Annotated in this window: 12 protein-coding genes; 7 read left to right on the forward strand and 5 right to left on the reverse strand. The window is 53.5% G+C overall.

All coding sequences use genetic code 11. From position 1 onward, the window contains the following. Window positions 1-26: 26 nt before the first annotated feature. Complete coding sequence (locus JIN87_RS00230; RefSeq protein WP_325176355.1) at window positions 27-1748, forward strand: sulfatase-like hydrolase/transferase; 1722 nt, start codon at window positions 27-29, stop codon at window positions 1746-1748. A 54-nt stretch (window positions 1749-1802) separates the two neighbouring features. On the opposite strand, the gene JIN87_RS00235 is transcribed toward JIN87_RS00230, so the two are convergent. Then, complete coding sequence (locus tag JIN87_RS00235; protein ID WP_200353483.1) at window positions 1803-2645, reverse strand: helix-turn-helix domain-containing protein; 843 nt, start codon at window positions 2643-2645, stop codon at window positions 1803-1805. A 177-nt stretch (window positions 2646-2822) separates the two neighbouring features. On the opposite strand from JIN87_RS00235, the gene JIN87_RS00240 reads away from it, so the two are divergent. From JIN87_RS00240 to JIN87_RS00255, 4 genes are all read left to right on the forward strand, one after another. Continuing rightward, the gene (locus JIN87_RS00240) at window positions 2823-3137 is read left to right on the forward strand and encodes a 2Fe-2S iron-sulfur cluster-binding protein (RefSeq protein ID WP_200353484.1); all 315 of its coding nucleotides are present in this window, start codon (window positions 2823-2825) and stop codon (window positions 3135-3137) included. Between the two features lie 69 nt (window positions 3138-3206). After that, window positions 3207-4358: a cytochrome P450 gene (locus JIN87_RS00245; protein WP_200353485.1), complete on the forward strand. Its 1152-nt coding sequence runs from the start codon at window positions 3207-3209 to the stop codon at window positions 4356-4358. Between the two features lie 121 nt (window positions 4359-4479). Then, a complete protein-coding gene (locus JIN87_RS00250; RefSeq protein WP_200353486.1) occupies window positions 4480-5592 on the forward strand; it encodes a Zn-dependent alcohol dehydrogenase in 1113 nt (370 codons plus the stop codon). Between the two features lie 45 nt (window positions 5593-5637). After that, on the forward strand, window positions 5638-6441 hold the full coding sequence (locus tag JIN87_RS00255; protein ID WP_200353487.1) for an alpha/beta hydrolase: 804 nt from the start codon (window positions 5638-5640) through the stop codon (window positions 6439-6441). A gap of 127 nt (window positions 6442-6568) precedes the next feature. On the opposite strand, the gene JIN87_RS00260 is transcribed toward JIN87_RS00255, so the two are convergent. The 3 genes from JIN87_RS00260 to JIN87_RS00270 form a co-directional block, all read right to left on the reverse strand. Then, a complete protein-coding gene (locus JIN87_RS00260) occupies window positions 6569-9418 on the reverse strand; it encodes a CHASE domain-containing protein (RefSeq protein WP_267909317.1) in 2850 nt (949 codons plus the stop codon). Between the two features lie 110 nt (window positions 9419-9528). Beyond that, the gene (locus JIN87_RS00265; RefSeq protein WP_200353489.1) at window positions 9529-13296 is read right to left on the reverse strand and encodes a two-component regulator propeller domain-containing protein; all 3768 of its coding nucleotides are present in this window, start codon (window positions 13294-13296) and stop codon (window positions 9529-9531) included. 128 nt (window positions 13297-13424) lie between these two features. After that, the gene (locus tag JIN87_RS00270) at window positions 13425-15533 is read right to left on the reverse strand and encodes a hypothetical protein (protein ID WP_200353490.1); all 2109 of its coding nucleotides are present in this window, start codon (window positions 15531-15533) and stop codon (window positions 13425-13427) included. Window positions 15534-15746: 213 nt separating this feature from the next. Between JIN87_RS00270 and JIN87_RS00275 the strand changes: the two genes are divergently transcribed. Both JIN87_RS00275 and JIN87_RS00280 read left to right on the forward strand, forming a co-directional pair. Next, entirely contained in the window at window positions 15747-19688 is a 3942-nt protein-coding gene (locus JIN87_RS00275; RefSeq protein ID WP_200353491.1) for an ATP-binding protein, read from the forward strand. A gap of 258 nt (window positions 19689-19946) precedes the next feature. After that, window positions 19947-21212 carry a glycoside hydrolase family 2 protein gene (locus tag JIN87_RS00280; RefSeq protein WP_200353492.1) on the forward strand — a complete coding sequence of 422 codons (1266 nt, stop codon included), beginning with the start codon at window positions 19947-19949 and terminating at the stop codon, window positions 21210-21212. A gap of 450 nt (window positions 21213-21662) precedes the next feature. Here JIN87_RS00280 and JIN87_RS00285 read toward each other — a convergent pair whose 3' ends face one another. Next, on the reverse strand, window positions 21663-25139 hold the full coding sequence (locus JIN87_RS00285; protein ID WP_200353493.1) for a TonB-dependent receptor plug domain-containing protein: 3477 nt from the start codon (window positions 25137-25139) through the stop codon (window positions 21663-21665). Window positions 25140-25169: the final 30 nt, after the last annotated feature.

The raw sequence follows: 25169 nt of genomic DNA on the forward strand, positions 1-25169 counted from the left end.
GATAGAGACTTAATTTCCCAGTAAAAGTGAGCTTCCGCAAAGCAACCAAACTCCGTCAGGCAATTCAGCTGCTCGCCGGAATCTCCCTCCTATCCTCGATGTTCGCCGAGGCCAACCCGTCACGGCCAAACATCCTCATCATCATGTCAGATGATTCCGGATACGCGGACCTTGGCTGCTACGGTGGCGAAATCGACACGCCAAATATCGACTCGCTCGCCAGCTCCGGACTACGTCTCACAAACTTCTATACCAACGGCCGCTGCTCCCCGACTCGCGCCTCCCTCCTAAGCGGCCTCTACGGCGCTCGTGTCGGATTTGGAGGCGGCTCGCTTGGCGATTGGTGGCGCCAGTACGACAGCCCCGCCCATCGCGGACGCCTCCCTTACGACACTCCCCTCCTGCCAGAACTGCTCAATACAGCCGGATACCAAACAATGATGTCCGGCAAATGGCATCTCGGCGGCAGCCTAATAAAGCTACAACCCGAGCTCGCCACAGAATGGAAAACGCACCACCCCGGCTGGACGTTCGATGACGCTGAAGTCGAAGCCGAATTCAACGCCCTCCCTCCTCAACGTGGATTCGATCAATTCTTCGGCATGCACGGAGCTCAAGGCGACTTCTTCATAACGCCAAACGACCCGCACGAATACTACGAAGGCAACCAACTCGCCCAGCTCCCATTTAATCGAACGTATTCGATGCACTGCTACTACCCGCACGAAAACCACTACGCCTACACGCCCAACCACGGAAAAACCTCCCAAGCCTTCTACGACACAGATGGCATCACGGACAGAGCCATCGAGATGCTCAACTCCGCAAGCGACAACCAAAGCAACCCCTTCTTCGCCTACGTCGCCTACCGAGCGCCGCACACCCCTCTACAAGCCCCCGAGGAACTCGTGCAAAAGTACCTCCCTCGCTACCAAGACCTCGACCAGTTCCAAACCGATCGATACAATAACCTCGTAGACAAAAACCTAATACAAGACAAAGGGTACCAGAAAACGAATCTCGCCTCCTACCAAACACCCGAACAAGTCGAAGCCTTCAAACTTCGCATGGCGGTTCACGCCGCCATGATGGAAAAAGTCAATCAAAACGTAGGTCGTATCCTCGACGCCCTCGACCAGAAAGGACTCCGCGAAAACACCCTTATCCTCTATTTCTCAGACAACGGAGCAGCCTCCCATGTCGGAGCCATGATGAACAAACCCTACAATGGCAGCAAAGCCCTCGTCTGGGAAGGCGGCACCAAAACACACTTCATCGCGAATTGGCCTGGTCACGTTCCCGAAAACGAAACATCGCACTCCATGGTGTGGGTCGGCGACCTCCTCCCAACCCTGCTCAACCTCGCCGGAGTCGGCTACCCACAAACTTTCCGAGGCAAAGCGACTCAAAAGCTGGACGGCCGAGACGTATCCAAAGTCCTAGACGGAGAAGAGATCCCTCCACCAGAAACTCTATTCTTCAACGACAAGGGCCAGCAAAGCGTCATCTACCAAGGCCGCTGGAAACTGCTCATCGAACCCGGCTGGTATCTACAAACCTCAGCCAAGGAAGGCATCGCCTACGAGCTCTACGATCTTCACGCAGACCCGACCGAGACGAACAACCTCGCCAAACAAAAACCAGAGCTCGTACAAACGCTCGCCCGAATGTGCGAAAACTGGATACAGGAGACCGGCATCGTCGACTACGCCAAAATCGTCGAAGTCATGCCCAACGACCCCTTCTAAAACGGCAAACCTGTCCACTACCCATACCATCGTACCCAAAACCTGATACCCAAACTACAACCCCTTGCGATACGCGCTTGGGGTTTTCTTATACGCATTCTGGAAGTGCCGGTTGAAGTTCGCCAGATTGTTGAAGCCACAATGAAAGGCGATATCCACCACCGTCCTCTCCGTTTCCAACAGCAAACGCGCCGCACGCCCGATTCTCAACTGGATCAAGTAGTCCTGAAAACTCATCCCTAAGTGTTGCTGAAAAAAGCGGCTCATCGATTGCGGATGCAGCGCCGCAGCCTGGGCCGCTTCCTTGAGCGTCACCGTCTCCTGCCAATTCTGCTCCAAGTAGTTCAAAACACGCTGCAAGCGATCGATCTTCTTCAGCTTCACCGGTTCCGCGTAAACCACGCTCGCGATCTGACGCGGGGACTCCTCCTGGCTCAGAATCCGCAGCAACTCAAGCAACGCGATAATCGTACTCGGCCCTTCCTCCGCTTTGAACACACGCTGCATCTGCTGCAACGCAGCCTTCCTCACTTCATCAGAAAACCCCACTCCGCGGGCCGCCAAATCCAACAAATGCCGCACCCGCCCAAATTCCGCCAAATCCAGCACCCCAGGAGCCAGGATCTCCTGCCTGAACTGAATCACCCGAGAACGCGCCCGGCCGCTCTTCCAGTTGCAATACTGGTGCGGGACATTCCCGCCGATCAAGATCAGATCCCCAGGCTCAAACGCCTCCAACGCGTCCCCAACCAAACGCTGCCCCTCACTCTCCGCGATCCACGTGATTTCAACCTCCGGATGATAATGATAGTGCGTGTCGAACTGCGGCAGATCGAACTCAATCCGAGCAAACGAGTTGCCGCTGTGCGGCTGAATGTTTTCGCGCGATAGCTTCATAGCGTTTTCACACAGTAAGCCTCACCTCTAATTTCGTTTTTGTGAAGATAATACTACATATAGTGAAGCCCCTATTAGTAGCCACCCAAATGCTCCGCTATAGTTCCGCTTATGCCCAAACCCGTTCCGAGACCTACACGGAGCGGCAAACACTCACTCTAATTCAATAAAGACAACATGGCTAAAGTAACATTCATCACCGAAGACGGAAACTCCCACCTCATCGAAGACGCCGAGGGCTCTCTCATGGACATCGCCGTGGACAACGGCATCGAAGGCATCGAAGGCGACTGCGGCGGAGTCGGCTCCTGCGCGACCTGCCACGTGCGAGTGAAGCAAGAATGGATGGAAAAGGTCGGCAAGGCCGAAGAGCTCGAGCAAGACATCCTCGAGTTCGAAGATGGAACCTGCTCCCGCAGCCGACTGTGCTGCCAAATCGATGTAGACGAAGATCTCGACGGCCTAGTTGTAGAAGTCGCCAAACTCGGTTAATCTTCCCAAGACAACGGCCGGCAGCTCCGGCAGCACCCAGCACCTAAAACCCAGCACCCAGATTTCACCATGTCCAAGTGCCCCTATCACGACCCCTTCAAGGAAGCCCGCGAAAAAGGTCCCGTACTCGAGACCGAGTTCGACGGCGATCCCGTCGCCATGCTCGTCGACTTCAAAGCTGTGCGCAAAGCCTGTCGCGACCCGAAGACCTTCAGCTCCGACGCCCCCTTCCGCATCCCCATCCCCCGCGAAGAGGATGTACGCACCGTTCGCCAATACCCGTTCGAGGTAGACCCACCCGAGCACGCAGACTATCGCGCCATCGTCGAACCGCTCTTCCGTCGACCGACTACTCCCGAGTACATCGAAAAGATGGAAGACCTCGTCGACGAGCTCGTGCGCGACGCGGCCGGCCGCGACTCCATCGAAATCGTGCGCGAGTTCGCCATTCCGCTACAATCCAAAGGTCTCACCCTTCTCCTCAACATGCCAATGTCCGAAGCGGACATCTGGATCAAATGGGGCACGCACGTATTCCGTGACGAAAGTGGCGTATCCAAAGGGCACGAAATGGAGGCCTACACCAATTCCCTCTTCGACAAGGCAGAAGCAAATCCTGGCGAAGACTTCTTCTCACATCTCACCAAAGCAGAATACCGAGGCCGCAAGCTTACCCGTGAGGAGATGCAAGGCTACGCCAACATCGCCTTCGCCGGCGGACGCGACACTGTCATCAACGCCATCTCCATGGTCGTAGCCTACGTCGCCGAACACCCCGAAGCACTCGACGCCATGCGAGAGAACCCCAAGCTCATCATCTCCGGAACCGAAGAGCTCATGCGCTACGCCTCGCCCGTCACCCACCTAGGCCGTCACTGTCCCGTGGATACAGACGTTCATGGCACCAAGGTAAAGGCCGACCACCTGATCTCGCTCAATTGGGCCGCTGCCAACTTCGATCCAAAGATCTTCAAAGATCCGGAAGAAGTAAAACTCGACCGCAAACCCAATCCGCACGTCGCTTTCGGAAACGGTATCCACAATTGCCTCGGAGCCGCTCACGCCCGACTCACCATTCGCACGCTCCTCAAAAAGCTCTGCGAACTCACCTCCTCCATCGAGCTCGTCGATTTCCATCGCAAAAAGGAAGTGGAAGCCCACTACACCCGAGAAAACGCCTTCCACACCCTCAACGTGAAAATGGCCCCCGCCACCCCGTAGCGCGGTGCTTCAGCCCGCGTCATTCAGATCGCGGCCATCTCACACACACCGTAGGGCTTTCGCAAGCGACAGCCCTACTTTTCATTTTCAAGCCACACCCAAAAACCTGACACCTCTCAAAATGCCTTCCATCCAAGCAAAAGCCGCCATCGCCGACGCCAACGGTTCCTTCACCATAGAAACCGTAGAAGTCCACGAACCAGGTCCCGGCGAAGTCCGAGTCGCGATCAAAGCCTCCGGACTCTGCCACACCGACCACGACTCACTCAATTGGGGCTACAAATTCGTCCTCGGCCACGAGGGAGCCGGTATCGTCGAATCAGTCGGCGAAGGCGTCACCCACGTTAAAGCGGGCGACAAGGTCCTGCTCAACTGGGCTATCCCCTGCCACGAGTGCCACCAATGCCAGACCGGTCATCACAACATCTGTGAAGTCAACAACCAGGTTACCGCCAAAGACCCGCACGAAGGGGCTGCCCGCTTCGGCTCCACCACTTGGAATGGCGAAGGCATTCATCGCTCCTTCAATCTCGGCACCCTCAGCAACTACACGGTCGTCAAAAAAGAGGCCGTCGTCCCGATGACCGTAGAGATGCCCTTCACATCCGCCTGCATCGTCGGTTGCGGCGTCATGACTGGATACGGTTCAGTCGTCAACACGGCGAAACTTACCGCCGGCAGCAGCGCAGTCGTCCTCGGAACTGGAGGTGTAGGCCTAAACTCAATACAAGGCGCTCGCATTTCAGGCGCAGCAAAGATCATCGCCATCGACGTCAACCCAGAGCGTCTCGAAATGGCCAAGCAATTCGGAGCCACCCACACCATCCTCGCCTCGCGCGAAGACGTCGGTCTCGAAGAAGCGGCCAAGGAAGTCGAAAAGATCTGTGGTGGCCGTCGCGCCGACTACGCATTCGAGTGCACCGGCATCCCCGCCCTCGGAGCCGCGCCGCTCGCCATGGTTCGAAGCGCCGGAACGGCAGTTCAAGTATCCGGCATCGAGCAAGTCATCGAAATCGACATGAACCTCTTCGAGTGGGATAAGATCTACATCAACCCACTCTACGGCGGAGCAAACCCCGAGCTCGACTTCCCTAAAATGCTGGAACTCTATGAACGCGGTCTCCTCAAGCTCGACGAGCTGATCACCCGAACCTATCCGCTCGAAGAGCTGCAAAAAGGATTGGACGACATGATGGCCGGCCGAAACGCCAAGGGCGCAATCGTATTCGAATAACACCGACATTCCGTGGGAAGCGACCGTGTGTCGCGATAGAACCTGATGACCTCCTACTTCCGCACCACCGAAACCGGAGACTTCCCCTGCCCAAACGGCACGCTCCGCTTCCACACCGTAAAAAGCCCTGCCCTCAGAGCTCGGGCCGACGCCTCCCTCTACATCCCTAAACAAGCGGAGGGCAAAACAAACGTACCCGTCGTCACCCTGCTCCATGGCGTCTACGGAAGCCACTGGGTTTGGGCTTCCATGGGCAAAGCCCACATTGGCCTCCAGACGATGATCGATGCAGGCGAAATACCTCCTATGATTCTTGCCATGCCCTCGGACGGACTCTGGGGTTGCGGCAGCGGCTACTTCGAACACGGAGGCAAAGACTTCGAGAAGTGGATCACCGAAGACATCCGGCACCTCGTCTCAGAAAGCACCGGAAACTCCATCGAAGCGCCCCACTTTATTGCCGGACTCTCCATGGGCGGCTTTGGGGCAATGCGACTCGGAGCTCGCAACCCTGACCGGTATCTCGCCTTTTCCGGGCACTCCTCGGTCACCCGGCTCGAGGAACTCCCCAAACACTTCGTCGAAGAACCGCTCGAAGCCTACGGCCAATCTCCGAACACAGACATCAGTATCCAGAATTCCATTCTCGAGAACAAAGCAACGCTTCGCCCCTTCCGCTTCGACTGCGGAGTCGACGACGAACTGATCGAATACAACCGCACTCTCGCCGCAGCCCTAAAGGCCGAAAACATTGACTTTAGCTACGAAGAGTTCCCCGGCGGTCACGAATGGCCTTACTGGGAAGAGCACGTGCGCAAAACCTACGCCTTCTTCGCAAGCGTGCTCTAAGAGACTGTCCAATAATTGTGGGAGCGTGCTCGTCACGCGATTGCTGGCTATCTGACCCGATCGAATCGCGTGACAAACACGCTCCCACTTATTTCAATTCGGGAATTCTCACCTTATTGGACAGCCTCTAAGTCGCCGAAATACCAAACTTCTTCCACTTCGAAAGCACCGCTCGCAACGCATCAGGCTGCAAAGGCTTTGCGAGATAGTCAGACATTCCAACCTCCTCGCATCGTTTCCGAGCTGAAGCCATGGCGTCAGCTGTCAGAGCTACGATCGGAATGTCTCGATTCGAAACGCCCGCTTCCCCTTCTCTAATCTTTGAAGTCGCTTCATAGCCGCTCATCGTAGGCATCATACAGTCCATCAAAACAAGATCGTACTGCTTCTCAGCGAGTGCCTTGAGAGCTTGGGCACCATCAGAAACCGCATCTACCCGAGCTCTGAACATCGACTCGAGCATCATCGTCGTCACGTCGCGATTGGTCTCAATATCTTCCGCCAAGAGGATCTGCAAGTTTAGCGGTTCAGACGATTCCGCAGCCCTACGGTCATCACGCCCGACGGTTCGTTTCCCCATGACAAACGCATTTGGCTGAGGAATCGTAACCACGAACCGAGAGCCAGAATCCAACTGGCTATCGACAGTGATCGTTCCTCCCATTTCCTCAATTAGCTTCTTGGAAATCGTCAGCCCTAAGCCGGAGCCTCCATACTTACGCGTAATACTGGAGTCAGCCTGTTCAAAAGATTCAAACAAGCCCTCAAGCTGATCCTGACCAATCCCGATTCCCGTATCCCGTATTTCAATTACAACTACACGAGACTCGTCTGCCTTACAAACAGAAGTGGCATCCACTTCGATCGCGCCCCGATTCGTAAACTTCACCGCATTCGCAATGATATTCGATAGCACCTGGCGCAATCGATACGGATCGCCCAAGCACTCAAGCTCCGCCTCTTCTCGGATATGATACTGAAACTCCACGCCCTTGCTTCGTGCGTTCGGCAAGTGCAACTGGCACACTTCTAAAACGAGCTCAGGCAAACTAAACCGGATCTCCTCCAAGCTCAATTTTCCCGCCTCTATCTTTGACAGATCGAGAATCTCGTCGATCAGATGAAGCAAGTTGTCCGCACTGCGACGCCCCATCGAGACCAGACTATGCCTGTCCACATCTTCAACTTGCTCAAGCAGATTAAGCGCTCCCATGATCCCATTCATCGGAGTTCGAATTTCGTGGCTCATCGTCGCCAAGAAACGACTCTTCGCGATATTGCTCGCTTCCGCAGCAAGCGCCAGACGCTCCGCCTCCTTCGTCTTGGCCGCCAGCTCCGCGGTACGCAAATCAACCGTACGCTGAACGATAGCGGATTGTCCGCTTAGGGAGAAGAACAGCACGCCCAGCAAGGCCATGATGATGCAAGCCCCCGTCAAAACAGTCCAAATACGAACGCTCATGTTCTGACGCTTCAAGGCCCCGCTCTCTCGCACAACCAGCTCCCATCGACTGCCCCCAATCGAAACAGGCAACGCCTTCTCAAGCGACACATCAGAGCGGACATTCTCAGGGGCATCGCCCCTCTCCCTCCCTCTCGAATCGAAAAGGAACTCTTTTTCCCCACTAGCATCCACAGCACGCAGCTCCAAGTCCATGGAACGCTCCTCCGCCTCCTCAAGAGCGGCCCCCAAAAACTCGTCCAACCGAAAGATTCCTGAAACGTATCCAACAAGTTCAGACGCGTATCCCCCAAAATTCTCCCCTTCAGCACGCAGAAAAACCGGATGGTAGAGCAACATCCCGTTTGAAGCCTTCGACTGAACCAAGCGAACACGCCCAATCGCCATAGCCATCCCTAAACCTTCCGCTTCCCGCAGAACCTCCCGCCGTGAGGCATTCGAATAAATGTCGAAGCCAACAGGAGCATTCCCGCCGGAAGCGCTCACAGCATAGGTAACCGGAAAATACTTCTCCCTATTCCCAGCAGGGACCAACTCGCCCGATTTCGCACGGTCCTTCACGCCAAAATCAACGACTCCTTCCTCACGAACCGACCGCTCAAAAGTCTCCCTATCCCTACCTCTCACCAGCGGGTTCCAAGACAACGCCCGCACCCCCGTCTGCCACTGCAGCTGCGCTCCGGCAAAGCGCTCGAAACTCTCTTTCGTTAAGTCTTCCCCGGAATTGATAAACGAATCGATCGCCGTCAGCACGCCCACATGCGACTGCGCCGCACGCTCCACTTGAAAGCCAACCGCGCGAGCGTTGTTGCTGAACTCCAGCTCCAACCGTTCGTTTTCGCTCTTCTTCAAATAGCTAAGCCCCACTACCAGCAAGGCGAACATCGCCATCTGGGCGAGCGTCAGAGCCGTCTTTCGCCCAAATCGAACCACCTCCTTCGGCGAAAGCAACAAAAGGCCGATCGGGGCAAAAATCGCGACACCCAATGAATCCCCCACCCACCAGGTAAACCAGTTCTGTGCCCAGCTCGATCCCTCCAGCATTCCCGCCACAGCCAAGGCGCTGCTTCCTATCAAGGAATTGACAAGGCACCCCACCGGTCCCCCAAGCAAGAGCACAATCAAAATACTCCGAATCCCCTCCAACGCATTAGGAAAGCCAACCTGACGTCTGATCAGCCAAGCTCCCGCAAAGGCCTGAAGCGCAGCTCCACTCGCAATCGATCCCGCCAACACCACCGGCAACAAGACGTCCTCCGGAATCCCACCCTTCAAAGAACTATAGAGGTTGATCGCCAGAGAACCCAGGAAGACGCCCCCCAGATAGCGACTCCCATGCATCAAAATCACCGCCAGAGCAACCCCCGCCGACGGCCAGATCGGGGAAGCGAAACCGGGAGGAATCGCCATAAACAACGATAGCCATCCCACGATCGCGTAAACAAACGCTACGCCAAGACTTCGAAGAAAGAGGCCCTTCTTAACTGTAGAAAATAGATTAATAGCGAAACACAAATATACGGAGTGGCTCTGTCAATCGGACGACCACAAAGTGCCCTTCTTCAGAGAAGCTTAACCAACATTTGATAAATTCGCCTTCAAACCGGCCACTATTCCAAGCTTTCTCACACCCCGCTTCGGATCTCTTCAAAAAGCTTAGCCGGGTCGATCGGCTTAGCAACGTAGCCATCAAAGCCCTTAGACATCACCCTCTGCCGATCTTCCCTTTGGGCGAAAGCCGTCAAAGCAACAATCCGAGTCATCGGACGCATCCGCTTAATCGCTTCGCAAGCGTCAAAGCCATTCATCTTAGGCATCTTCAAGTCCATCAATATCAGGAGATCCTCAGGACATTCAGAGTCCTGAACAAACTCCACCGCCTCCAAGCCATTCTCCACGTGGTAAACCTTCGCCCCCGCCCGCTCGAGAATAGCCTCCGTAATCAAAAAATTAGTACGCTCATCCTCCACAACCAACACAGGCAGCTGATCCAGATCTATATCTCGAGCCATTGGCGTCGACTCCACTCTCTCGACCTCCCTCTTGCTTTTAGGTAATCGAAACCTAAATACAGACCCAACCCCAATCTCGGATTCCGCCCAAATCTCTCCCTCCAACAACTCCACCAACTCACTGCAAATCGCCAAGCCAAGCCCGGTGCCTCGGAACAAGGTCTCCGCGTCCTCTTCCACTTTGTAGAAGCGACCGAAAATATTATCCAGGTCCTTGCGAGCGATCCCCACTCCCGTATCCCGCACGTAGAACAAGACCGTATCCCCTTTGTCCTCAAAGCCAAAGCTGATCCCCCCTTGCAGAGTGAACTTGCAGGCGTTCCCGATCAAATTATCAAGAATCTGGCGAAAACGCGATGGGTCGGACTCGATCCAGAACGACTCCAATTCGCTTCCCTTCTCGAAAACGATGTCGAGCCCCTTCTCGTCCCTCAGACGATAAAAGCTCTCCACTCCCCTCAGGCACTCCACCAAATCGAAAGGCTCCTTGTGAATGACAACCTGTTCCGAATCGATCATGGAGAGATCCAAGATGTCATCGATAAGCACCAAAAGGCTTTGGCAATTCTCGTTGATGATTCGAATGTACGACTCGCTCTCCCCCTCCGGCTTGAACTCCTCCTTCAGCAAGCCCGAGAACCCGATAATCGCATTCATCGGCGTTCTCACTTCATGACTTAGGTTCGCCAAAAAAGAGGACTTCAGACGATCCGAGTCCTCCGCCTTCCGCTTCGCCGCTTCAAGCTCAAGCGTGCGCTCCGCCACCATATCTTCCAGTCCTAGCTTGTGCTGCTCCAGCTCCCGGTTGCTGTACTCGAGAGCTTCTTGCTTCTCCGCCAACAACTCGTTCGCCGATCGAAGCTCAAAGGTCCTCGCCTGCACCTCCTCGCTCAACTGCAACTCCCGCTTCCTAGAAGTATTAGACCGTATCCGAAATGCTCCGACAACGCTCAAAACCACCACCAACAACAAACTCCCACGCAACCAAACAGTCTCCCACCAAGGAGGAGACACGATAATCGCAAGACTCCTCGCCACTGGCGACCAGACTCCATCGTTGTTCGATCCGACAACCTCGAAGACATATCTGCCAGGATCTATACTCGTGTAATAGGCTGAGCTGACTTTCCCCGCATCAATCCAATCACTATCGTAACCAACCATCCGATACTTATAGTGATTCGACTCCGAATTCAGATAGCTCAAGCTAGAGAAGTGGATACGGATATCCGCCGCGTCATAATCCAAGCTCAAAACCCCATCACTATAACGGTTCTTCTCGATACTCACATAGGTCGACGCTCTATCCGGTAAGGTTTCCAGCTGACTCAATTCGCTGATCACGGCAGTCGGCACCTGGTCGTTAAACAGGATGTCCTCCGGCCGAAAGCCGAGAAAACCGGTCGAGGTTCCGAAATAGATCCCCCCCTCATTGTCCCCCACCGCGGACCTTCGCTTAAACTCCTTACCCGCAATTCCGTGCCCGTCCACAATACTCCGAAACGTCCCCCTCTCTGGAGCGTTCTCTTCCCTGATAAACTTGCTCAAACCGACGCTACACGCAATCCACAGGTTCCCCTCACCATCCTCCACGATACTCCGCACGCTATCGGTCACCAAGCCATCTTCAGACGTGTAATTAACAAACGTACCGCTCTCCCCGTCCAGCAACTCCAATCCGCCATCCGTGGCAACCCAAAGCAGGCCAAAACTATCCTCATAGATACCAAGCACATTCGTGCCATTGTTTCCGTTCGGGCGCTCCCTATCATGCGGAAACTCCACCGCTTTTTCAGTTTCTGGATCAAATCTCAATATCGCTCCATAGGTCGACACATAGAGCGAACCGTCACTCGCCTCCATGATGTCATTGATGGACGAATACTCCACTTCGGCCGATAACCCCATCTCCTCGCGCGTGTAGTTGTGGAACAAACCGGATTCACGATCCAGACGACTGAGCCCGCCATCGACGCTCCCGACCCATATCACACCTTCTCGATCCTCCTCGACCGCAAAGACAAACGGAGACCTCAAACTCCCCTCTCCTTCGTGAGGCAAATATCGAACGAACTCACCGCTATCGGGATCAAGCCGCACCAAGCCACCTCGCCACGTCCCCAGCCAAAGAAGGCCGGACGAGTCCAACTCTAAAGCGAGCACAGCATCCGCCCCCAGATATACCTCAGAGTCATCAGCGTCGTAGTAATGCTGATACGTCCCATCCCTCTTGTTCCTCCGGCTCAACCCACCTTCCGTGCCAACCCATAGCGATTCTCCGTCATCCAAGAGCTCGTTCACCAGAGGACTCTCTAGCGTTCCGTTCCCGAAAACTCTAAAAGGCATGGAACGTTTACTGGTATAGCTGACCCCGTTACCAAACGAGCCGATCCAAATATCTCCGCTCCGGTCCTGGAAGATATTGAAAAGAGAGTTATCCCCAATGCTGCTCGGATTGGCCCGATCACTAAAGAAACGCGGACCATCCACCTCCTCGCCCAAACGATAGCCTTCCAGATCGACGATCCTTAGCCCTCCCGCCGCAGCATGACCGACCCAAAGCAAGTCGTCACCGTCGACTGTCACATCAACCACGTCTCCGCCACCAACGCGATTCACGCTCAAGCGCTCAAGCGGCTGAGTCCCATCTATCACCTTTAAGCCGCCGGTCGCCGACCCAAGCCAGATCCTCCCCCAGCGATCCTCGTCGATAGAGAGAATGTCAGCTCGCCCCAACGCGCCCGGCTGCACCGGAGCCCTAAAAGTTCGAAACGAATCCTCGTCCTCCAGATACAAGGAAATCCCATTCTTCGTCCCGACCCACAACCGCTTTTTGGAGTCAATGAAAGAGACGTTCACATAATCGCTCGGCAAGCTCCCCTCATCCTCCTTCTTGTTATGATAGCGGGTCCATTGCCCGTCTTCCTCCAGTCGATACAAGCCCGTCCGGGTCGACACCCAAACCCGCTCCTTCAAGTCGCTCAGCACATGGAAAACAGGAACCTCTTTTCCAAAATGGAAATGCTCGATCCGATCCGTCTGATCGCTGTAGATGAACAACCCGATATCTGTGGCGACCCAAAGCTCGTGCTCCGACTTCCTAGCCACGTAGTTGACCGTAGTCGCGACCGATCTCCCGCTCCCTTCGACTGTTACATGAAACGCCTTAATCCTGTGTCCATCGTAACGGTTCAGCCCATTGCTAGTGCCGATCCACATGAAGCCTTCGTCATCCTGGTAGAAACAACGGACCCAATTGTTGGACAAGCCATCCGTAGCGTTAATCCGTTTGAAATCCAAATGCTCCGGCACCGCCGCCCACACGCCCGCCTGCAAGCACGCAACGACGAAGATAACGAGTGACTTAGAAACGATTGGCACAGTAAGCAGCTCTCCTAGATGCAGATTAGATCAGGCGCCAAACGAGTCAAACGAGCCACCCCGATATAGGGATACCACCGATCCCCAATTCGGGAGATCACGAATCAAATAAAACTCCCTCCTCCCAATTAAGGACTATCGGAACGAACCAGCTCCAGCATCGCCCAAGCCTCGATCTCCGCCACCTGCAAAACGAGATCACCGCCTTCCGTCATTTCCACAACAAGCTCCTCCGAATCCTCTCCCGGACGATGCAAGAGCACCTTCGAAATCGCCTCCGAAAACAGCCCGCCCCCAATTTCGACACGGACATTCTCATGGGACTCCACGCGGTTCTCCGCTGGTTCGAAAACCCGGTTCACCAGATGCACCACAAAAGGAGCCCCCGCCTCGTCAGAAACTCGCGGCAAGGCAGAAATCCAATCGTTAGCAGCAGCCCCGCCAACAAACACATCGACCTTGCTAGAAAGCTTCGAAACCAATTCGTCCCGGTCGCCAAAACGAACCATCTCCGGCCCGTTTTCCGCAAGCCAATGCTCTTGTCCATCGGTCAAATAACTCGCGTCACCATCCACAAACACAACTTCCAACCTCTCGAGCGTCTCAAGCGAAGGCGCTAGGTCGCTGTCACGATCACCAAAAACGATCATCTCGAAGGGAATGTTCTCCTCCACCAAAAACTCCATGCTAGCGTGAGCAGTATTCGTTCCATCGATACCCCAAGCGTCCATCGAAGCGAGCATAGGAAAAACATACCCAACCCGAGCATGCGGACGATATCCATCAAACAAGCGAGCATGGTCGCCAACAAACCGATACAAGTCGCTGTACAACTCCGAATCAGCATTCCAAACGCCCATCTCGCCACCTACCCATACCACCTTCGGAATCGTGAAGACCGCTCCCATCGCATGGGCTTGGGCGATCCAAAGCCTCGCTTGCCGCGTACGATTCTCATCCACCAAGCGAGCCCACTCGCCTGGATAGGGAAAGAAAATCAGATTCATCCCGATCGCCTCCGCAGCCCGATAGTGCAAAATCGGCCGCAACGGAGCTCCGTCCACCACGCTGCTCGCCTGCTGGAACAACTCCCCCGCAAGATAGGTCATCCGCTCGGAAAACAAAAAACCACGCGGCTCCATAAGCGAAGTCGTCGACCCGATCGGGATTCCAGGACTCTTCCCCTCTACATAATCGAAAACCTCATCCATCACCTCGTTTACCACCTTCCGGTTGAAGTAAACAAAATCCTCATACAAAGGGATGTTTCCCGTGATGCGACGCATCCGAGATTCATAGGTCGTTCTCGACATCCCTCTTGCCTTCAGAAACTCGCCGTAATCGAAGCTATCGATGTCAACGATACCCATCTCCGCCAATTCGCTGTCCCAATATCGCTCCTTCATGTATTCACGAAACCCCGACATCGCGTAAGGCGAAAAATCCCCGCCAAACATATGCACGGAACGCGTTCCAGAGGTCTGTGAATCAAACATCACATGCGTCACCGGCCCCTCAAAGAGCTTGTCTACCTGAAACTTCATGAAATCCAGAAAACGCGGACTGTGGTGACTCACCCAATAATTCCGAAGCCCCTTGTACTCCAGGTCCCCCATAAACTCGTACCGCACAAACTCCCCGTCCAAATCCCGCACCCAGTGATCCTCCGGCTCCGCCTCGAAATCAATGAACCAAGCCCACCCCCAATCGAACTCGCCCCTCCCGATAAAATCCAATCCTAAAGCGCGAAGCCCGTCCACCTTCTCCACCCACTCATCCATGTTCTCCTGAACATGCAGCTCCCGACTTGGCATATGCCCCCAAAACACGCCCGTAGCCCCAAAAGCCTCCACGTTTTGCTCGTTCGCATCCGGGACCTGCGTGAACAAAACCGACGATTTCTTGATCGGCCGACTCAGAAAATACCACCCCTCATCCGTACGGAGACGGTAAAACGTCCCTTCCCCGAGTCCCTCCAATGACAACTTCCCCGCCGCATCCGTTTGACGCGTGATCTCCAGCAACAAATCCCAATCCCCCAAATCTTGCGAAGACTCTAGATAGACCACCGTCTCCCAGTTCGACACATCCCATTGCAATTCAAGGCCTTCCTCGCTCTCGACTACCTCGAATCGAGGCGTTTCAGAAGACACTCCCCACGAGACTCCCCAAAAAAGAAACAAACAAAACCGCAAGCAGACACGCTGAAAACGACGAAACAGAACAAGACAATTCATAGGGCGAAGCAAACGGGGAGATAAAGGCGAGCATGCCTTTTTGCATACAATACACCATTTCGTCGCGTATTACTTCAACCAAAAACCGAGCGCCGTCCAACCAGCCCTGCTCCTAACTCAAAGAAAAAGCGCTGGATTCGCGCGCCTTTTGAAATCTTGAAACAACACGAAATCATCATTGAGCCAAGCGCAGTCCCCCTTACCCTTCTTCCAATGCCCCGATCCACCTTCTTGGCGCTGTTTCGATACAGCGTTACTCTTCTCACTACCCTCTTCCTCCTCGGCACCCCAAACGAGGCAAACGAGCCCTACACGCCCGAAACTCCGCTCGCCTTCGCGGACAGCTGGCGCTGGCACGAGCTCGAACCTCTCAACGAATACCAGCTCATGTATGGAGCTGAAACGCTCGAAGGCGACCTATGCTTTACCAGCACGAATGGCCTAGTCTTTTACGATGGCTACGATTGCACGCTCGCCCCCTATCCCTCTAAAGGCGAAGACTTCAGACCCTACCAAATTTTCTCCTCTCAAAACGGCCGCCTCTATCTCTACACATCCATCGGCCTCTACTCGTTCAAAGATGGAGATTGGATTCTCGAGAAAGCCTTCGAAGACAGCCCTTCCGGGATAAATCCCGTTATGGTCCGCAGCGCCCTTGGAGTCGAAGTGCTCTCTCTCCCCGACGGATTTTACAGGATTGTAGGACGCGACATAATCCTCATCCCAGAAATACAAGAGGCGGCGACCGAAATCACCTTCGACTCCCTCAACCGACTCTGGCTAAAGGTCCCCTACGAGAACAAATTCGTCCGCTATCAGTTCGATGCAAACAGCGTAAGCCGCCCCATCGAAAAGAAGAACACATTCATCTACACACACGAGGATGCCTTCCCCCACATAATCGGTTCCCCACTCGTAGATTCTCCGGTAGCGCTCAGCTGGAAGCACTCAGTAGACGCCTACCAATTCAATAACGAACTCGAAAAATGGAGCCCCGAGAACTTCAAGGATATCCCCGGAAACAAGCAACACACCACCGGGTTTCATATAAATTCGTCAGAAGTCGCCCTCCTCTCCAAGACCGGACTCGTCGTTATGAGAGGCAACGAATTCACCTCGATCGAGTATCCAGAATTCAATGTCCCCACCAACCTTCCATTCACTCTGGTTAGGCGTAACGGGAATATTGTGCTAGGTGGATACGGAGAAAAGATCTACGAGATAGAGTACGCCAACGCTGGATACGACTCCTACCAGGGGCTCCACTTCCAATGCGAAGACGCTGACGGAGCACTCTGGTTCGTATCGGTAGGAGGAGAAATCGTACAAAACAATCCACTAGAAGACCTTTGGACCAAACACACCCACAACGTCATCGACACCCCTCTCACAATCTTCAAATCCACCGATGGAACCATATGGGCGGCGGGGTCCCATCGAGGGATCGCAGCCGTTTGCTATTACGATGGAGAAAACTGGATTCGCAACCAGCACCCAGAACTGAGAAGCTTCATCAGCCACCTCTCCTGTATTCAAACAGCCTACGGTGATATTCTCTTTGGCTCCGGAGACGACGAAGCCTATGCAGATCCCAAAGGCCTCGTCCTGTATCGTAAAACTGGCGACATTTATGACTCTTCTATAATCTCGCCACCGACCGTCCCCTCTCGCCCTGTCGGCTTAGCCGAGATCGAACCCAATCGTTTCTGGGCCGGAGGCGTCGGATTAACCGAATTCCGACTCGACGAAAACTCGACCTCCAGCAGCGTTTCCCCATTTGGAAACGAGCTCTGGATAGACCACCTAACAAGCGACGGAAACGGAGGGCTCTGGCTCGCGATATGGGACCGAGGCTTTTTTCACTACGATGGTACGAACTTCAAAAACATCGAAGCCCCCTCAAGCATCTCGAGCAATCAGGTGATCTATGCTCACGCCGATCGCCTCAACTCAGGTAACGTATGGGTCGCGACCAACAAAGGAATTTCACATTTCAACGGTGAACACTGGTTCCCCGACGCTCTCCCCAAGGAGATTCGCTTTAGCCGTGAAGGCGGCACTATTCGCCAATCAAACGACGGAGCCCTCTGGATAAACATCGCCAGACGCGATTGGTATTTCCGCCGCACGCTCAAGTTTAACCTTACCAAAAAGATGCATGAGGGATTTCGGACCATCCGATACCTTCCAGATACGGAAGCTCCCATTGCCAGGATCCATCCGCAAGAAACCCAATCAACCTCCCCTGCGAACATCTTCATGCAATGGAGCGGAAGCGACAAATGGTCGAAAACTCGCTCTGAAGACCTAATGTATTCATTCCGTACCGACGGCGGCAAATGGTCTCCCTTCGGCACCTCCACCAACACCGTCGTCCTCGACGTTCCCGCGGGATCCCACACGTTCGAAGTTCGCAGTATGGATACTGACGGCAACATCAGCCACACGCCAGCCATCGCCACGTTTTCCGTAGTCCCACCGACCTGGCAAAGCCCTTGGTTTATCGCGATGATGATCGCTATCATAGTAACAATCATCCTGCTAATCGCTCTACTCGTCCGTCAACGTATCCAGCATATTATACAGATGGATGAGTTTAAGCTGCAATTCTTCACCAACATCTCCCATGAGCTTCGCACTCCACTCACCGTCATCCTCGGCCCGCTTGAAAGTCAACTTGCCAAACTTCCGAGACACTGGGACAAACGCCCGCTGGAACTGGCCTACCGGAACGCAAAAAAGACGCTCAATCTCATAAATCAGATTCTGGACTTCCGGCACGCAGAGACATCGACCCTCGAACTCTATCCGTCCCATTCGGATATCATCTACATAGCGAACGAGACGATCAACCTGATCCGGCCTCTGGCAGACGCGCAATCGCAAACCCTCGAGTTCGAGCATTCCGCCCAAGAACACTACACCTGGATCGATTCAGAGAAGTTCGAACGCGTCCTCAACAACCTAATCAGCAACGCCATAAAATACACTCCAGAAGCGGGGCGTATCCACATATCCCTTTCAATCACCGAGAAAGCAGCGGAGAATATCGCCACCATCGTGGTCAAGGACAATGGTTGCGGAATTCCCACCGGAAAAATCGACAGTATTTTCGAAGTCTTCTACCGAGCTGGGAACGGGCCTCGCAACAAGGTACGCGGATCAGGCATCGGACTCGCATACACAAAACACATCGTTGAAGCCTTTGGCGGCTCAATCTCAGTCGAGAGTCCGATTACGAAGATCGATGGCGAGGATCGCGGGGCGGCCTTCACAGTCCGGATACCGCTAAGATCCACTCCCCCAGATCACGCAAAGCGTGCCGTCCCAACTGAAATACCTGAGGAAGCAAGCGAGCCAGAAGCAAACGAACGCCCCCTCGTCCTATTGTCGGAAGACGACCAGGACATCCTCGAGTTCCTTGAGGGCGAACTATCAGAGGAATACGAAGTCATTACCACAAAAGATGGCGATGAAGCGCTCGCAGCCGCATCCGCAAGAATCCCCGATCTCATCGTTACGGATGTGATGATGCCTGGACTCGATGGACGTGAGCTCTGTCGCCAACTCAAAAGCAACTCGAGCACGAGCCACATCCCCATCATCATGCTCACCGCTCTGAAGTCAGACCGGCATGAGCTAGAAGGCCTCGACTCCGGAGCAGACGATTTCCTTTCAAAGCCCGTTCGCCCGCCAATCCTAAAAAAGCGAATACACAACCAACTCGAATCTAGGCAAAAACTACGCGAACTGTTTCAAAGCCAGAAGCAAGCGGCCAAAATCGAGCCCAAGACAGTCGCGACCAACGCGCTTGACGAGAAGTTTCTTTCCAAGGCGCTTCACACCGTCGAAGTACACCTCGAGAATCCGCTCTTCGATGTAGAGTTCTTTGCCTCAGAAATGAGCATGAGCCGCATGTCACTCTACCGAAAGTTCAAGGCAATCACTGGTGAATCGCCAAGCGCCTACATACGCTCTATCCGCATGAAGATCGCTTCAGAGCTTCTACTCGAAGGAGAGCATAACATAACTGAAATCGCTTTCAAAGTTGGCTTCAGCGACCTCAGCTATTTTAGCACCACATTTAAAAAGCACTTTAGTAAATCACCCCGAGAATTCGTAAAAGGCGCTAAAGCAGCCAGCAACTCAGGCTAATAAAGCGGGCGTGAATTAAGCTCAAAACCTTTGTTACGAGGATAAAAGAGACTGAATCGCTCAATTTGCTAAGATTGTCTCAAGCTTCCAACTACATCCACATTCACCTACTGCGAAGCAGCTTGGTGCTCGGATCAAGGAACGCGCCAAGACATTTTGCGAATGAGCCTACCCACCCCTAAAATAGCCCCTAAGCTATTACTCGTTTTCACTCTCCAGATATTCGTTTCCAGCTTAAAAGCTGAACCTCTCTCCTCCTTGAAAGACTTTAGCGACGGCTGGCTCTACCAAACCGGACAGAATCGAGACGCCCGCTTCCCCGACTACGTAGATCATAGCTGGGTAAAGCTGGACGCCACGGAAGCCGGAGATCAAACCGACATAAAAACAAGCACTCCACCACGGAGCAGCCAATCATGGTACAGGAAGCATTTTTCTCTTCCCGCCGACTTTCGACCTCACACGATCGCGCTCCTGCTCGGAGGAACTCGCTATCCGTGCAAAATCTACCTCAACGGCCACGACCTTGGCTACTATGCGAACGGAAACCTAAGACTAGAGTGCGACCTGACTCCTTACATTCGCTACGGGCAGGATGAGACGAATGTAATCGCGATCAACCTTATCCCGGACCACCCCTCCGAGATAAGCCCCAGCCATGTCAGTCTCAACCAGACTGCAAAGCTACGCATCCATCATCCTGTGCACATCCGCCCTTCCAGCGTACGGATAGAGACATTACGGGCGGAACCAGATGCCGCAGTCCTTTCACTAGAGGCAGCAATCGTCAACAACTCTCGCGAAGATCAATCTCTAACCCTCTACACCCAAATATTGAATACAACTGGAGAAATCGTCGCTGAACAAACCCAGGAGATAACTTCCCTCGCCCAAGCCCACTCCCTTTCAACAACTCAACTCGTAATCAGCCAGCCAAAGCTCTGGCAACCGAATAGCCCTGACCAATACCTTCTTGTATCGTCACTACTTCAAGGAGAACTCCTTTTAGAGCGCCACAAATCAAACTTCGGCATTCGCACTCTAAAAGCGGAGGCAGAGGAAAACCTCATCTACATCAACGATCAGCCAACCCCCATAAAAGGCGTGTCTCTATCCCCCTGCTCACAATCCACCTCATCTTGGGAAAAGCAACTGAGTCGCCTTCAATCGTCGGGAGTCAATATGGTTCGAACAACGGACGGTCTCCCCTCACTCGACTTCATAGAAACCTGCGACAAGCTTGGGATCCTCGTCCAAATAGACACCCACTCAATGCAGAGAACCGAAAACCATTCACACCAAAAGTCGTACGAATGGCAGGCCCGAAACTTAAGGCAACTGATAGGCTCCTACCGAAACAACCCCTCGGTTATTGCTTGGAATCTAGATAACGCCCCCCTCAAAGGAGTTCGCTATACACACTCTCGCCCTTTAGTTGAAATTTGCCTCGAAGAGGATGGGACAAGACCCATCAACCTAAAGTCCGACTTTCCCCCTTTCCCGGAAGATCAGTCAGCGAACTAAGCGACCACCGCCCCAACCGAAGGGCCGACGCTCGCGGCGAGCCGCATCAACCTCCCACGACTCCCCCCAAAAAAAACACTGATTTCGATCACTGATCAGCGTACCCACAAAGTCATGACTATCGAAAGTCATCACAGTCCTTTTTTTACAGCGAATGAACGCGAATGGTCGTGACGGAACGCAGTGTAGATGGCGTAGCAATGATGCTCAATCGCCGAAGATTGGCGTTCATTCGCGTCCATTCGCGGTTCCTCCGTTTCATCAATTTGTGAAACGTTTGGGTAAACCTATCGGTGCAGATCGTCTCAATCGGTGGTTCACTAAACTGGAATGTGCGGAAGGTAGGTGTTTGTAGGCGATTTCAGAGCCTTATCGGATAACCACAAAAAAAGGCCCGCAAGCGTTCGCTCGCGGGCCAATGATTTAAAACTATCAGATCAAATTTACTTACTAGAAAGTAAACGTGTTGGTCAGGAACCAAGAGGTCTCTGGGGCAACACGGTATATTCTCTTTCTTCCGTCAGGATTAGCGAATACCGGAATGGTTTCGTCACCACCGCCGATGACATTACGCACATTCAGCTGGATCTTCCAATTAATGTCGTCGGTGATCTTCTTGGAGTAAGCAGCCCACATATCAGCGCTCGTTTCGCTTGGCCCGTAGAAGATATTGTTAACATCAGGAATAGGCACTCCGTTTTGGTCAAATACAAGCCCGTTACCAATACCAACCTTGGAAGAATAACGAACTGCACCACCAATGGAACCTCCCTTGAGGCGACCATCTGTGAATACATAGTTCGAAACACCTCTTAGGCTCCACTCACGCAACTCCTGGGAGTTGGTGTCGTCACGAGCACGGATGCCCGCCACTGGAGTGGCAACAGAAGCGCCCCATCTTTCCTTAATGCCAACAATGCTCTGAGCACCTTCGAGGATAAGCGGATTATCCATTCCTAGGGCAGCCATGTTATCAAGGAGCATGTTGCTGTAATCCTGCAGAGCTTGAGCCGTATTGGTCGGCGTCGCTTCAACTTGTGTCGCATTTACGGATACACGCCAGTTTTCAGTCGGATTACCCACGAGCTCGAACTCCCAGCCTTCCGCTGAAATTTCACGAGTCGCAACCAAACCTTGGATACCTTCGCCTTGAGCAACCCATTCGTCACCATCATCGTTCAGAGCGTAGTCGTAGAGGCTTCTAGCAGGCTCTGGCTGCAACGATATGATATCCGAAATGATGTGATCGTAGCTTGTCCATCCAGCTTGAGCAGCCTGGCGGACCGCATCGTTCGGGCTGTCGGCGCTCCACTCGATTCCGTCATTTATACCTTGTTGCCAACGGTTGAGGAAGTTGCGGTGCCAGCTGATTGAACTGTTTTTAGGTCCATTCGCAGTTCTGGAATTGATCTGAGTGGTCTCGAAGTAATTAACACGAAGCAACCACTTGTCATCCGCAAAACCAACACTGAAGCCCAATTCTGTCGTTTCACCCTCAGGGTTACCAATCAGGTTGTTGAAGTTGTCACGACCTTGAGAAATAGCCTGGAAGTTTTCCGCCTCGCTCCAGTGCGCCGAAACGCTGGATACAGGAAGGTTTTCCACCCAGCCTCGGGGCGCGTGAGCAACAACACTGTACGTCCTCGTAGTCGCTTCCTGGGAAGGATTTGGCTCACCAAGAATGTGACGGGCATCGAGATTTACTTCGTTACCTGGGAATCTAGGCTCAATACCGAGCTCGCGGACCTCATTGTCTGACAGTCGTCCGGTAGTAGTTACCTCGTCATCTCTGATACCAAGCAAGCCAACGACATGACCGTCGAGGAAGTAAGACTGCCAAGCGAAAGCTTCACTATCAACTTCTAGCAAATCGGTTCCACCACCGCGAGCGCGGCGCACAATGCGGAAGTCACGATCCTCCCAACCTGGAATCACGTTTCCATCGCCATCTAGCATCGGGTTTCCGTTTTCATCCAAGTTGTGAGAGTTATTCGGATCCAATAGATAGCGGGCCGAGAAGCGGGTCACGTCTTGGATCGTATTTGATGGCAACGCCGACAGACGAACGTCTTCCTGTTCGACGCCACGAAGATCACCGCTAATGTAGTACAGAGGCGCGACCATACGGCCCCAGCCAACGTCATTACCTCCACGGCTGGTGAACCCGACGCCATCGACGAACTTACCCCAAGTGGAGTTAATGTTGTGACGCTCTTCGGTTTGAATGAGACCGGTAAAACGATGCTTACCAAGGTACTTGCCAAGGCCTTCATTCATATCGGAGAAGTCGTGCTCATAGTAAGCAGTCAGACGCTGGTTGTCACGCTTAGTGACACGTCTCTCATCCGAATCGAAGGTGTAATAGTTCGTGATGAACGCACGCCCAACATTCGGATTCGGCATTCCGCCAATCAAGTACTCACTGGTATCGATGTAGATACTGTGGGCACGGCCTCCGCCACCGAACGGCTGATAGTATTCGGTATTGTAGTGCTGACGGTCAAAGGCCAACTCGACACCGCCCTTACCGTTAAATAGCGATTGCTCCAAGAACACAGTCTGCGCATCGAAGTCGCGAGTGACGTTCTGCAGACCGCCGGTCAAGAGGTGGTTGCGATAGTCGAAGATGTCACGACTTGGTAGCGACGGAGCCTTGAAGGCGAGGCCTTGGTTACCTTCCTCATAAGCACGCGTGTTGACGAACAAGTCAGGTCGGTGAGAAGCTCCGTTGGGAGTCGGCTGCTTATTCGCCCAATTCGCGAAGCCACCGATGCCTGAACCGTCCTGAGCAATCGCCACTGACCCATCTTGCTGGAACATCGTGATGGGAGAAGTGAAGAAGAACGGAGTGGAATAGAGAGGGAATTCGCCAGGAACAGTCGAATTCTCGTTGTATCCAGGAGTTCCGTCCGGCTGTTCACGCGTATCGATAGTCCCCCACTTTTCCCAGCTCGCAGCGAATCCATCATAACCCAAACCTGGGTAGTCGACACCGTTGTAAGGGCGAAAATCCTGAGGCGGCACAAAGAAAGACTCCCAAGATACACCTGGAACCAAGGACGCAGGCGGAGTTCTCTTACCTTCACCTACTTCCGCGTTACCACGGAGAGTGGTAGCGCCCAGCCATTCTACGCCTTCATTCTTAAACAGCTTGGCAGTAAAAGCGAAGTAAGCACGCTTATCTCGATCGAACGCTGGCTCCTGCCGGTAGTTCGTTTGCTTATACAAGCCCGAAACCTTTACAGCCAAACGATCCTCGATAACCGTACGCACAATATCGAATGTCGCACGATTCGAACCATGGCTTCCGTAGCGGTAGGTAAGCTTATTGGATTCCTCACCAATGACCGGCATGCGAGCGCTGTTGTCAATGACACCACCCGCTGATCCAAGACCGAACAGCAGCGAGTTTGGTCCACGACTAATGGTGATCCCAGACGTGTTATACGAATCGATAGGGATGTTTGTTGAGAAGTAGTTACGCGTGTAGTTTGGCGCAGTCACACCGCGAACACGAGCACTTGCTTGCGGATTTCGTCTCGCCTCATCATCATTGAAGCGAGCGCCATCCCCTACGTTGGTTCCCGAGTAGTTTCCGTCCGGACCACCGATTTCGGTACCGGTTGTGTACAGAAGAATATCCTCCGCGCCTGTAGCTCCAGTATCTTCGAGGAACTCCTCGGTGACCACCTGAATGGCGGATCCCAAGTCCTTCATCTCCGTTTTGATACGCGTTCCTGCAAGGGTTGAAGTAGCACGATATCCGACATTTTCCTCCCCTGTAATCACGAAAGGACTCAATTCGAACACTTCGTCAGACTCGTCATCGTCTTGGGCAAGCGAGAGCGGAACCGACGACAAGGCTAGCCCTAACACAAAGGTTGGGATTCGCCCGATGGGTTTACTGAATATTATATTTCTATCCATTGTTGGCATTTGTTTACTAGTAGTTGTTTC

The organism is Pelagicoccus mobilis, from assembly GCF_016595505.1.
In the GTDB taxonomy this organism is placed as follows: domain Bacteria; phylum Verrucomicrobiota; class Verrucomicrobiia; order Opitutales; family Opitutaceae; genus Pelagicoccus; species Pelagicoccus mobilis.

What these genes read in the sequence shown, in the direction of transcription:
- JIN87_RS00240 (WP_200353484.1), top strand. Translation starts at nt 2,823, where the DNA reads ATGGCTAAAGTAACATTCATCACCGAAGACGGAAACTCCCACCTCATC.
- JIN87_RS00245 (WP_200353485.1), top strand. Translation starts at nt 3,207, where the DNA reads ATGTCCAAGTGCCCCTATCACGACCCCTTCAAGGAAGCCCGCGAAAAA.
- JIN87_RS00250 (WP_200353486.1), top strand. Translation starts at nt 4,480, where the DNA reads ATGCCTTCCATCCAAGCAAAAGCCGCCATCGCCGACGCCAACGGTTCC.
- JIN87_RS00275 (WP_200353491.1), top strand. Translation starts at nt 15,747, where the DNA reads ATGCCCCGATCCACCTTCTTGGCGCTGTTTCGATACAGCGTTACTCTT.
- JIN87_RS00270 (WP_200353490.1), bottom strand. Translation starts at nt 15,533, where the DNA reads ATGAATTGTCTTGTTCTGTTTCGTCGTTTTCAGCGTGTCTGCTTGCGG.
- JIN87_RS00285 (WP_200353493.1), bottom strand. Translation starts at nt 25,139, where the DNA reads ATGGATAGAAATATAATATTCAGTAAACCCATCGGGCGAATCCCAACC.
- JIN87_RS00235 (WP_200353483.1), bottom strand. Translation starts at nt 2,645, where the DNA reads ATGAAGCTATCGCGCGAAAACATTCAGCCGCACAGCGGCAACTCGTTT.
- JIN87_RS00255 (WP_200353487.1), top strand. Translation starts at nt 5,638, where the DNA reads ATGACCTCCTACTTCCGCACCACCGAAACCGGAGACTTCCCCTGCCCA.